The organism is Microbacterium sp., assembly GCF_044340635.1.
In the GTDB taxonomy this organism is placed as follows: domain Bacteria; phylum Actinomycetota; class Actinomycetes; order Actinomycetales; family Microbacteriaceae; genus Microbacterium.
In genome coordinates this window covers 280667-291681 of record NZ_JBIITF010000003.1, presented here as the reverse complement: position 1 = coordinate 291681, position 11015 = coordinate 280667, and the positions used below count along the sequence as shown (strand labels likewise).

Annotated in this window: 10 protein-coding genes and 2 rRNA genes; 11 read left to right on the top strand and 1 reads right to left on the bottom strand. The window is 67.6% G+C overall.

Annotated elements, in window-relative coordinates; genetic code table 11:
• The 7 genes from ACIQ0W_RS04720 to ACIQ0W_RS04690 all read left to right on the top strand — a co-directional run.
• Positions 1-269, top strand: a 23S ribosomal RNA gene (locus ACIQ0W_RS04720); the annotation flags it as partial.
• A gap of 104 nt (positions 270-373) precedes the next feature.
• Positions 374-490: ribosomal RNA gene (gene rrf / locus ACIQ0W_RS04715) — 5S ribosomal RNA — on the top strand.
• 134 nt (positions 491-624) lie between these two features.
• Positions 625-750 carry a hypothetical protein gene (locus ACIQ0W_RS04710; RefSeq protein ID WP_396641652.1) on the top strand — a complete coding sequence of 42 codons (126 nt, stop codon included), beginning with the start codon at positions 625-627 and terminating at the stop codon, positions 748-750.
• 758 nt (positions 751-1508) lie between these two features.
• Positions 1509-2252, top strand: a complete 744-nt coding sequence (locus ACIQ0W_RS04705) for a hypothetical protein (RefSeq protein WP_396641651.1) — start codon at positions 1509-1511, stop codon at positions 2250-2252.
• Positions 2252-3292 carry an HAD-IIA family hydrolase gene (locus ACIQ0W_RS04700; protein ID WP_396641650.1) on the top strand — a complete coding sequence of 347 codons (1041 nt, stop codon included), beginning with the start codon at positions 2252-2254 and terminating at the stop codon, positions 3290-3292. Before ACIQ0W_RS04705 ends, ACIQ0W_RS04700 begins: the two co-directional genes overlap by 1 nt.
• Positions 3293-3355: 63 nt before the next feature.
• Positions 3356-3538 carry a hypothetical protein gene (locus ACIQ0W_RS04695; RefSeq protein WP_396641649.1) on the top strand — a complete coding sequence of 61 codons (183 nt, stop codon included), beginning with the start codon at positions 3356-3358 and terminating at the stop codon, positions 3536-3538.
• On the top strand, positions 3535-4359 hold the full coding sequence (locus ACIQ0W_RS04690) for a TlyA family RNA methyltransferase (RefSeq protein WP_396641648.1): 825 nt from the start codon (positions 3535-3537) through the stop codon (positions 4357-4359). Before ACIQ0W_RS04695 ends, ACIQ0W_RS04690 begins: the two co-directional genes overlap by 4 nt.
• 4 nt (positions 4360-4363) lie before the next feature.
• Here ACIQ0W_RS04690 and ACIQ0W_RS04685 read toward each other — a convergent pair whose 3' ends face one another.
• A complete protein-coding gene (locus tag ACIQ0W_RS04685) occupies positions 4364-5896 on the bottom strand; it encodes a cryptochrome/photolyase family protein (protein ID WP_396641647.1) in 1533 nt (510 codons plus the stop codon).
• Between the two features lie 100 nt (positions 5897-5996).
• On the opposite strand from ACIQ0W_RS04685, the gene ACIQ0W_RS04680 reads away from it, so the two are divergent.
• The 4 genes from ACIQ0W_RS04680 to ACIQ0W_RS04665 are packed head-to-tail and all read left to right on the top strand — an operon-like array spanning position 5997 to position 11002.
• Positions 5997-6986 (top strand): NAD kinase, encoded by a 990-nt coding sequence (locus ACIQ0W_RS04680; protein ID WP_396641646.1) that lies wholly within the window; start codon positions 5997-5999, stop codon positions 6984-6986.
• Entirely contained in the window at positions 6983-8680 is a 1698-nt protein-coding gene (recN, locus tag ACIQ0W_RS04675; RefSeq protein WP_396641645.1) for a DNA repair protein RecN, read from the top strand. The genes ACIQ0W_RS04680 and recN overlap by 4 nt, the downstream gene beginning before the upstream one ends.
• A 14-nt stretch (positions 8681-8694) precedes the next feature.
• Positions 8695-10404, top strand: coding sequence for a CTP synthase (locus tag ACIQ0W_RS04670; protein ID WP_396641644.1), 1710 nt, complete (start codon positions 8695-8697; stop codon positions 10402-10404).
• The gene (locus ACIQ0W_RS04665; protein WP_396641643.1) at positions 10397-11002 is read left to right on the top strand and encodes an NUDIX domain-containing protein; all 606 of its coding nucleotides are present in this window, start codon (positions 10397-10399) and stop codon (positions 11000-11002) included. Before ACIQ0W_RS04670 ends, ACIQ0W_RS04665 begins: the two co-directional genes overlap by 8 nt.
• The last annotated feature ends 13 nt before the right edge of the window (positions 11003-11015 follow it).

The window sequence follows — 11015 nt, the reverse complement described above, 5'->3', positions numbered from 1 at the left end:
GGAAATTTGAGAGGATCTGACCCTAGTACGAGAGGACCGGGTTGGACGAACCTCTGGTGTGTCAGTTGTCCTGCCAAGGGCACCGCTGATTAGCTACGTTCGGGATGGATAACCGCTGAAAGCATCTAAGCGGGAAGCCGGCCTCAAGATGAGATTTCCATGCCTTCGGGCGAGAGGCTCCCAGCCAGACTACTGGGTTGATAGGCCGGGTGTGTAAGCGTGGCAACACGTGTAGCTGACCGGTACTAATAAGCCGATGATTTGATAATCACCTATTTTTGCTAGGTGCTTGCGTCCACTGAGTGGTTCTCGATGTACGGTCGAGAACCGCATAACAATGACTTTGTTATGCTGATTGAAACATCAATAGTGTTTCGGCGGCCATAGCGAGAGGGAAACGCCCGGTTACATTCCGAACCCGGAAGCTAAGCCTCTCAGCGCCGATGGTACTGCAGGGGAGACCCTGTGGGAGAGTAGGACACCGCCGGACTTCTTTCAAGAAAGGGCCACCCAATGCTGGGTGGCCCTTTCTTCGTTAACAACGCTGTTTTACAACAGTGCGATTTGGCCGACGGGCGGATCGCGAAAGGATCGGAAACATGGCAGACGACGACCGTAAGGACGATGAGCGTCGCGGTGGGCCCGATCGAGCGCGCGGCGCTTCCGGACGCTCGCCCCGCGCGGGTGGCGGCGCCGATCGCCGACCGAGTACTCCTCGTGGAGGGGATGCTCCACGCAAGCCATTTGTGAAGCGGGATGGCGATGCACCTCGTCGCCCGTATGTGAAGCGTGATGGCGACGCGCCCCGCAAGCCGTATGAGAAGCGTGACGGGAACTCTTCGCGTCCGCCTTACGTGAAGCGTGATGGTGATGCGCCTCGTCGACCGTATGAGAACCGCGATAGCGGTGGCTCACGTCCCCCGTATGTGAAGCGTGATGGTGATGCGCCTCGCAAGCCGTATGAGAAGCGTGACGGGAACTCTTCGCGTCCCCCGTATGTGAAGCGTGATGGCGCCGCGCCCCGCAAGCCGTATGAGAAGCGTGACGGGAACTCTTCGCGTCCGCCTTACGTGAAGCGTGATGGTGATGCGCCTCGTCGACCGTATGAGAACCGCGATAGCGGTGGCTCACGTCCCCCGTATGTGAAGCGTGATGGCGATGCACCCCGCAAGCCGTATGAGAAGCGTGATGGGAACTCTTCGCGTCCGCCTTACGTCAAGCGTGATGGTGATGCGCCTCGTCGCCCGTACGAGAACCGCGATAGCGGAGGTTCGCGCCCGCCGTACGAACGCCGCGACGGTAACTCAGGTCGCCCCGCATACAACCGCAGCGACGCTCCGCCCCGCGACCGGGACCGTGATCGTGACTTCGAGCCGCGCATCCCGGATCCGCTCCTGCCTGACGATGTCACGGCCCGTGACCTCCACCCGAGTGCACGCAACGAGCTGCGCACCCTGAGCAAGGAAAACGCTGACACGGTCGGCCGTCACCTGGCGATGGCTGTACGGATGATCGACGAAGACCCCGCGCTCGCGCACGAGCACGCCCTGGCTGCTTCGCGCAAGGCCGGCCGAGTCGCCGTGGTTCGAGAATCTCTCGCGATCACGGCGTACGCCGTCGGAGACTTCGCCCTCGCGCTACGCGAATTGCGCACGTACCGACGCATCTCGGGCAGCGATGACCAGATCGCGATGATGGTCGACAGCGAAAGGGGTGTCGGGCGTCCCGATCGTGCCCTCGAGGTCGGTCGCGCCGTCGATCGCGATTCGCTCCCGATCGAGACCCGTGTCGAATTGGCTGTCGCCATGTCCGGTGCCCGGCTCGACCTGGGTGACCTCGAGCGCGCCCTGCGCGAACTGGATATCCCCGAGCTCAATCCCGATACGGCGTTCCCCTGGAGTCCCGGCCTGTTTGCCGCCCGTGCGACCGTGCTCGAAGAGCTGGGACGCCTGGACGAGGCAGCGCGGTGGACCAAGCTCGCCGAGGTGGCCGAGGCCGCACTCGATGGTGACGGCTCGGACGACGTTCTCGAGATCGACGAAATCGAAGAGCTCGACATCGATCTCGATGATGACGTAGATCTCGATGATGACGCGGAAGTAGCGGGTGAACCGGAGTATTCAGACGACACCGACGGTGTGATCGACGACGATGCCGAGCCCGATAGTGATCCCGCGCTGGGCGCCGCAGCCGAATCGATCGCCGAGCCCGATGAGGGCGAGGAGAGCGACAAGACTGAGGCGTCCGACTGATGGCGTTGCGCGGAAGGACGAGCCCGACTCCGCTCGACGGGGTCGATGCGGTCCTCGCCGATCTCGACGGGGTCGTGTATGCCGGTCACCAGGCCATTCCGCACGCCGTCGAGGCGCTGAACGCCGCGGGCCAGACGCGTCGACTCGGGTACATCACCAACAACGCCTCGCGCACGGACGCGACGGTTGCCGGACAGCTGCGAGAGCTCGGGCTGGCCGTTCAGCCTGAAGACGTCATCACGAGCCCCCAGGCTGCGATGCGTCTGCTGCGCGACATGCTTCCGGAGGGATCGCGTGTGCTGGTCGTCGGGGGAGAAGGGCTGACCGTCGAGGTCGAGAAGGCCGGCTTCACGGTGACGCGCAGCGCAGAGGATTCCCCCGCCGCGGTCGTCCAGGGTTTCTCACCGGATGTCGCCTGGCGTGACCTCGCCGAGGCTGCTTTCGCGCTCGCCCTGCCCGAGGACGAGGGCGGCATCCCGTGGGTCGCGACGAACACCGACTGGACCATCCCGCAAGCGCGCGGGATCGCGCCGGGCAACGGCACGCTGGTGTCCGCCGTTCACACCGCGGTCGGGCGTCTCGCGACCGTCGCGGGCAAGCCCGAGACGCCGATCTTCTTCGAGGCGATCGCGCGGTTCGGGTCGAAGCATCCGCTCTTCATCGGCGACCGGCTCGACACCGACATTCTCGGCGCACAGCGCGCCGGAATCGCTTCGGCGCTCGTGCTCACCGGCATTGACCGACCGAAGCACGTCCTCGCCGCGCCCGCCGGTTCGCGTCCAGACTTCATCCTCGGGGACCTGCGCGAACTGTCGCAGCCGTATCCGGCGGCGAAGACGCGCGGGAAGGATGGCGCGGTCACAGTCGGCGACGCCACCGTGCGTGTCGCCGGCAACGATGTCGAGATCGTCGCCGAGGGTTCCGTGCAGATCAACCTGCTTCGCGCCGCGGCCGGCGCGATCTGGGACTCAGGTCGTGCGATCTACGGATTGCGGGTGCCCGAGCGGCTCTACGACGACCCGTTCCGCGCTGCGCGCTGATCGGGGCCCGTCGCTGACGCGGGGCGCCGAGGCATCCGTCCGTGCCCGTCGTATCCTGGGGCGATGAGCCACACACCCGAGGGATCGTTCGACGACAGCCTTGTGTCGCGCCTGCGGGTCGTCGAGGAGCAGCCGCTCGCGACCCGTGCCGCCGCGTTCGACGCGATGTACGAAGAGCTTTCGCGTGAGCTCGAGGGAGTGGGCGGCCTCGCGGACCCGCGCGCTTCGGCATCCGGCGACCGATGAGTGAGCGTCTGGATGCCGCTCTGGCGGCGCGCGGTCTCGCGCGTTCGCGAACGCACGCGGCGGGGCTGATCGCCGACGGACTCGTCACGGTCGATGGTCGCCCGGTCGTGAAGTCCTCGGCGAAGGTCGAGGAGTCTTCGGTGATCGAGGTCGCCGCGTTCGATCACTACGTCAGCCGTGCCGCGCACAAGCTCGTGGCGGCCCTCGATGCGTTCCCGATCGAGGTCGCGGGGCGTGTGGCGCTCGACATGGGTGCCTCGACCGGAGGGTTCACGCAGGTGCTCCGCGAGCGCGGCGCCGACCCGGTGATCGCCGTTGATGTCGGGCACGGTCAGCTCTCGGACCGGATTCGGGAGGACGCGGGTGTCGTCTCGGTCGAGGGCTACAACGTGCGCGACATGACGCCGGAGTCACTTGCCGCGGTGAGCGGTGTGGACCGCGTGCCTTCGCTCGTCACGGGCGACCTGTCTTTCATCTCGCTGGGCCTCGTCCTGCCGGCCGTCCGCGCAACGATGGACGCCGCCGGCGATGCCGTGTTGCTGATCAAACCGCAGTTCGAGGTGGGACGGACATCCGTCCGCGGTGGGCTCGTGACCGATCCCGCTTCGCGCGCGGATGCCGTTGCGGGTGTGCTCTGGGCGGCCTGGGACGCCGGCCTCGGCACGCACGGTGTGATCGCCTCGCCGCTGCCCGGCACGCACGGCAACCACGAGTTCGTTGCCTGGTTCCGGGGGCGCGATGTCGACGATGAGGGTGCGGACGCGGATGCGGCGAACCCGACCGCCTGGCTCGCCCTGGTGAACGAGCTCACTCAGCGCTGACGGGTCAGTTCTCGCGCCGTTTACGCATCTGCGCGAGAGGAATTGCGAGCCTGTGGTTGTCCGCGAGCTGGGGCTCGTTGCGGTCGAGGAACTGCCAATAGGCGTCGGTGAAGGCATCCGCCTGCGCGGCTGCGGCGCTCGGCCACCACGACCCCATCCGCTGCAGGTACGCCCCGCCCGCGATGTAGGGTTTCGTCGCGACGCGACCGCCGTCCGCGAACTGGCTCATGCCCTGCACGTTCGGCACCATGACCCAGTCGTACGCGTCCACGAACATCGCCGAGAACCACTCGTAGACCTCGCGGGGATCGTAGCCCTGCAGCAGGAACCAGTTGCCGAGCACCATCAGGCGTTCGATGTGGTGTGCGTAGCCGTAGCGATGGACGCGTTCGAGCACGGTGCGGACCGGCAGCGGGATGTCGTCGGGGATCCCTTCCGCGGTGTACCACCACGCCTCGAGTTTGCGGGTGAAGTGGAAGTAGTTGGCGTTCTCGAGCGTGGGCTGCGCGCGGAACGCGCCGCGCATGTACTCCCGCCATCCGATGACCTGGCGAATGAAACCCTCGCGCGATTCGAGCGGGGCGTCTGCGCGCTCGACCCGGTCGACGACCTCCTGGGGCGCGAGCAGCCCGATGTTGATCAGCGGGCTGAGGACGGAGTGGAAGAGGAACGGCTCGTCGGCATCCATCGCGTCTTCGTAGCGACCGAAATCGGATAGGCGACGAGTCATGAAGTCCTCGAGCCATTCCCGTGCGCCCGCGGGGGTCACAGGGAGCCAGAAGGTCTGGGGATCGCCCGGATGGTCGCCGAAGAGTCGCCGCGTATCCTCGATGGCCGAACGGGTGAGCTCATCGGGGTCGGGTATCGGAATCGCCGGGATATCGAGGGCGTGCGCCTTGGTTTTCTTGTCGCGGGGGAGCGGATGCCTGTTCTCGGTATCGAAGTTCCAACGGCGTCCCTCTGGTGCACCGCCCTCCATCAGGATGCCCGTGCGCCGACGCTGCCAGCGGTAGAAGTCCTCCATCCGGGCCGTCGGGTGGGTCGCGAACCATTCGTCGACCAGCGCCTCGGGGGTGAGGAAGAGGTCGTCGGCGTAGGTGCGCGTCTGCAGCCCTTGTCCGGCAGCGATCTTCTCGATCGAGCCCTGAACGCGCGGGTCGGTGTGCGCCATCCAGGCGAGGTGCGTGATGTCGTGCTCGCGGACGAGGGCCCCCACCGCGGCACCGAACGACTCCGTGCGGTCGTTGGTGCCCGCTTCGTCTGCGTCGACCCGGCGGTACGCGACGGCGATGCCGCGCGCTTCGAGGCGAGCGGCCGCGTGACGCATGGAAGCCAGCAGCAGCACGATCTTGTGCGCGTGGTAGGGGCGACGCTCGAGGCTTCGGGCATTCTCAACGAACAGAATGAGGTCGATTTCGGGGTCCGAGTACGCCGGGTGATCCTCGAGGAGCTGCGTCGCGAGCACCAGCGCAGCCTTCATACCCACCGTCTCGCAGCCGGAGGAGATCTCGGCTTCGGAGGATGCATGCCTCGACATCCGTCCTCCGAAGTCGAGATATCCTCCCCAGCGCGCGGGCGACCCAGTGAACCGAAGCCATCCGACAGAATGGGTGAGGCGAACTATCGGCGGGAGCGGCATGACGAGCACGCGAAACATCCTGGTCGTCGCGCATGCGCTGCGCGCCGACACGGTCGCCGCTGCGCGCCGCGTGACGGCCGCCTTGGTCGCAGCCGGCGCTCGCGCCGTATTCTCCGCGGATGATCGAGCCCAGTTGGGCGACGCGATCGAAGACTTCGACAACACCGGCACGCTGGGCATCGACGTTCCGGTTGACGAGATCGAGCTGGCGATCGTGCTGGGCGGCGACGGCACGATCTTGCGCGCCGCAGAACTCGTGCGCGGTGGCACGGCCCCGGTGCTCGGCATCAACATGGGGCATGTCGGCTTTCTCGCCGAGATCGAGCGCGACGAGCTGGACGAGGCGGTGCATCGCGCCATCCTCGGCGATTACCGGGTCGAAGAGCGTTTGGCGCTCGCCGTGCGCGTGCAGGACTCCGACGACTCGCTGATCTACGAGACATGGGCGCTCAACGAGGCCACGGTGGAGAAAGCCAGCCGCGAACGGATGCTCGAGGTCGTGCTCGAGGTGGACGGTCGGCCCCTTTCGAGCTTCGGCTGCGACGGCATGGTCGTCTCGACCCCCACCGGCTCGACCGCGTACAACTTCTCAGCCGGCGGCCCGGTGATCTGGCCCACCGTCGAGGCGATGGCGGTGGTACCGCTGTCGGCACATGCCCTGTTCGCCAAACCCCTCGTGGTGGGCCCCGAGGCCACGATCGCGATCGAGGTGCTCGAACGGACGAACGGCACGGGAATCCTCTGGTGCGACGGCCGTCGCTCGCACGATCTGCCGCCGGGTGCTCGCGTGATGGTGCGCCGCTCGCCCGAGCCCGTGCGCCTCGCGCGTCTGCACCCCGCCGCGTTCACGGACAGGCTGGTGCGCAAGTTCCGTCTGCCGGTCGAGGGATGGCGTGGGCCCATATCCGCCGAGCCCGAGACCTGGGCGATGCACGAACCGACCGAAACCGAGACCGACCCTGCGACCCGGCCCGGGGCGGGCGCGTGATCGAGGAAGTACGCCTTTCCGGGCTCGGGGTGATCGCCGAAGCGACCCTGCCGCTCGGCCCCGGATTCACCGCGATCACGGGTGAGACCGGCGCGGGCAAGACCATGGTCGTTACGGGCCTCGGCTTGTTGCTCGGTCAGCGCGCGGACTCGGGCGTTGTGCGCTCGGGCGGCCAGGCCGAGGTAGCGGGCATCTGGAATGTTCCGGCCGAGGGATCCGTCGCCGACCGTGTTCGCGAAGCCGGGGGAGACCTCGAGCCGCTCGGAGCTGACCGCGCCGAGCTGTACGTCGGCCGGACGGTCACGGCCGAGGGCCGCAGCCGCGCGAGCGTCGGCGGGCGCGCCGCACCGGCCGGGGTTCTCGCTGACCTGGCGGATGACCTCGTGGTCGTGCACGGGCAGTCCGACCAGCTGCGACTGCGCTCGGCGGCGGCCCAGCGCGATGCCCTCGATCGTTTCGGTGGAACCGGAGTTCGCGACGCGCTCGCCGCCTACCGGACCGCGTGGAATCGTTGGCGCGAACTCGATGCCGAATACACGACGCTCACGACACAGCGAGATGCGCGTACCGCCGAGGCCGAGGCCCTGCGCGCGGCGCTCTCCGAGATCGAGGATGTCGCACCGCAACCGGGTGAGGATGTCGAGCTCGCCCAGCGCGCCGAGCGCCTCGCCAACGTCGAGGAACTCCGCGCCGCGGCGGCAGGCGCGCGTGAGGCGCTGTCGTCGGAAGATGATGGCGTTGATGTCTCGACTCTGATGGGCGAGGCGCGGCGTCTGCTCGAACGCGCGAGCACCCAGGATCCCGCCCTCGAGACGTTTTCGCAGCAGGTCGCCGAACTGGGCTTCCGCGCCGCCGAACTCGCCACGGATCTCTCGGGGTATCTGGCGGATCTGGATGAATCCGGGCCCCTCGAGCTCGACGCCGTCGAGACGCGGCGCGCGGCGCTCGGGGCCCTCGTCCGGCACCATGGGACGTCGCTGGACGAGGTCATCGCGCTCGCCGAGACCGGGGCCGCACGTCTGGCAGAGCTCGAGGGAGACGATGCCCGCATCGGGGAGCTCGCGGACGAACGGGATGCCGCTGCACGAGAACTCGACGCATCCGCGGCCCTTCTCACGGAACGCCGGACCGTCGCGGCCGTAGCGCTCGGCGACGCGGTGACGGCCGAACTCAGCGCCCTCGCCATGCCGGATGCCCGCCTGCACGTCGCGGTGTCGCCCGGTACGCCCACGGCCGACGGTCGCGACGACGTCGCGCTGCTGCTCGCCCCGCACCCGGGTGCCGAACCCCGTGCCGTCTCGAAGGGCGCTTCCGGGGGAGAGCTCAGCCGCGTCATGCTCGCGATCGAGGTCGTGATCGCGGCCACCGACCCCGTGCCGACCTTCGTCTTCGACGAGATCGACGCCGGCATCGGTGGCGCCGCCGCGATCGAGGTCGGGCGTCGCCTCGCGCGCCTGGCCGAAGCATCCCAGGTCATCGTCGTCACGCATCTCGCGCAGGTGGCCGCGTTCGCCACCAACCACCTCACCGTCGTGAAAGAGAACGACGGTTCGGTGACCGCCTCGAGCGTCCAGCGACTCGAAGGGCCCGCACGCGCGGCCGAGATGGCGCGGCTGTTGTCGGGACTTCCCGACTCGGCCGCAGCACTCGAGCACGCGCGCGAGCTGCTCGGTCTCGCCGGCGTCCGCGACTGATAGGATTAAAGCCCGTGGCGGAAACTGCATCGGGAACATCGAACGACATCACCAAACACATCACGAGACACATCTTCGTGACCGGTGGTGTCGTTTCTTCATTGGGTAAGGGCCTGACCGCCGCGAGCCTCGGCAATCTGCTGACGGCGCGGGGCCTGCGGGTCGTGATGCAGAAGCTGGATCCCTATCTGAACGTGGATCCGGGCACCATGAACCCGTTCCAGCACGGCGAAGTATTCGTCACGGACGATGGCGCCGAGACCGACCTCGACATCGGGCACTACGAGCGCTTTCTCGACGTCGAGTTGAGCCAGGCCGCCAACGTCACGACAGGTCAGATCTACTCGCAGGTGATCGCGCGCGAGCGCCGGGGCGAGTACCTGGGCGACACCGTTCAGGTCATTCCGCACATCACCGACGAGATCAAACGCCGGATGCGCCTGCAGGCGACGCAGGACCCGCAGCCCGACGTCATCATCACGGAGGTCGGCGGTACGGTCGGCGACATCGAGTCGCAGCCCTTCATTGAGTCGGCGCGGCAGATCCGTCACGAGCTCGGTCGCCGCAACGTCTTCTTCGTGCACGTCTCGCTTGTGCCCTTCATGGGGGCATCGGGGGAGCAGAAGACCAAGCCGACGCAGCACTCCGTGGCGGCCCTCCGCTCGATCGGTATCCAGCCGGACGCGCTTGTGCTGCGCAGCGACCGGCCGGTTACCGAGTCGAACAAGCGCAAGATCGCGCTGATGTGCGACGTCGACGAGGACGCCGTGGTCAACGCCGTCGACGTGCCGAGCATCTACGACATCCCGACCATGCTGCACGACCAGGGACTCGACGCGTACATCGTCAACGCGCTCGGTCTCGACGAAGCCAAGGATGTCGACTGGTCGCGCTGGGAGCGGGTGCTGGGCGCCGTGCACAACCCCAAGCACGACGTGACGATCGGCCTCGTGGGAAAGTACATCGACCTGCCGGACGCATACCTGTCGGTCACCGAGGCGCTCAAGGCCGGTGGCTTTGCGCACGAGACGCACGTCAACATCCGCTGGATCCCCTCGGATCTCTGCGACACGCCCGAGGGCGCGGCGCGGGCCCTGGCGGACGTGGACGGCATCTGCGTGCCCGGTGGCTTCGGCATCCGCGGCATCGAGGGCAAGCTCGGCGCGCTGAAGTTCGCACGCGAGCAGGGCATTCCCACGCTCGGGCTGTGCCTGGGTCTGCAGTGCATGGTCATCGAGTACGCGCGAAACCTGGCCGGTCTCGAGGGCGCCTCTTCGAGCGAGTTCGACCCCGACACCGAGTACCCCGTCATCGCGACGATGGCGGAGCAGGTCGAGATCATCGCCGGCGGAGACCTCGGGGGCACGATGCGCCTCGGCCTGTACGCCGCGGATCTGCGCGACGGCTCACTCGCGGCCGAGCTGTACGGAGCGCCCCGGATCTCGGAGCGCCACCGGCACCGGTACGAGGTCAACAACGCCTACCGTGACCGCCTGACGGAGGCTGGCCTGGTGTTCTCGGGCCTTTCGCCCGACCGCGCTCTGGTCGAGTACGTCGAGCTGCCTCGCGACGTGCACCCGTTCTACATCGCCACGCAGGCACACCCCGAGCTGCGGTCGCGCCCGACCGCACCGCATCCGCTCTTCCGCGGGCTCGTGGGGGCGGCGCTCGAGCGCCACCGCGCGAGCGAGCTCTTCGACGTGGATCCGGTGGAAAATGACTGATTTCAGCGCGTTGCGCGACGAGCCGACGAGGGTCGAGATCACCCGCAGCGAGGTCGCCTATCCCGGCCGCGTCTGGGATGTGCGCAGCGACACCTTCGACTACAACGGCGAGTCCACGTCGCGCGACTACGTCGATCACACGGGTGCCGTCGCGATCGCCGCGATCGATGACGACGGACGCATCCTGCTGTTGCAGCAGTACCGGCATCCGATCCGCTCGCGCGACTGGGAGATCCCGGCCGGTCTGCTCGACATCGCGGGCGAACCGCCCGCCGATACCGCCCGGCGTGAGCTGGCGGAAGAGGCCGACCTGACGGCGAGTCGGTGGAGCGAACTCGTCAGCATCAAGACCTCGCCCGGGGGCAGCGACGAGGTCGTGCACATCTTCCTGGCCGAGGGCATCTCGCCCGCACCCGAGACGTACGCGCGCGAGGCGGAAGAGGCCGACATCCGCCTCGAATGGGTGCCGCTCGACGATGTCGTGACGGCCGTACTCGAGGGACGGATGCAGAACGCGATCCTGATCGTCGCCGTGCTCGCGGCCGCCGAACACCGCCGCCGGACGGCGACCGAAGACGGCCGCCCCACGGCCGGCTGAACGATCCGGGACG

Excerpts from the sequence above, each read along its gene's own strand:
- ACIQ0W_RS04710 (WP_396641652.1), top strand. The coding sequence starts at position 625 with ATGAGCGTCGCGGTGGGCCCGATCGAGCGCGCGGCGCTTCCGGACGCT.
- ACIQ0W_RS04705 (WP_396641651.1), top strand. The coding sequence starts at position 1,509 with ATGATCGACGAAGACCCCGCGCTCGCGCACGAGCACGCCCTGGCTGCT.
- ACIQ0W_RS04700 (WP_396641650.1), top strand. The coding sequence starts at position 2,252 with ATGGCGTTGCGCGGAAGGACGAGCCCGACTCCGCTCGACGGGGTCGAT.
- ACIQ0W_RS04695 (WP_396641649.1), top strand. The coding sequence starts at position 3,356 with ATGAGCCACACACCCGAGGGATCGTTCGACGACAGCCTTGTGTCGCGC.
- ACIQ0W_RS04690 (WP_396641648.1), top strand. The coding sequence starts at position 3,535 with ATGAGTGAGCGTCTGGATGCCGCTCTGGCGGCGCGCGGTCTCGCGCGT.
- ACIQ0W_RS04685 (WP_396641647.1), bottom strand. The coding sequence starts at position 5,896 with ATGTCGAGGCATGCATCCTCCGAAGCCGAGATCTCCTCCGGCTGCGAG.
- ACIQ0W_RS04680 (WP_396641646.1), top strand. The coding sequence starts at position 5,997 with ATGACGAGCACGCGAAACATCCTGGTCGTCGCGCATGCGCTGCGCGCC.
- ACIQ0W_RS04665 (WP_396641643.1), top strand. The coding sequence starts at position 10,397 with ATGACTGATTTCAGCGCGTTGCGCGACGAGCCGACGAGGGTCGAGATC.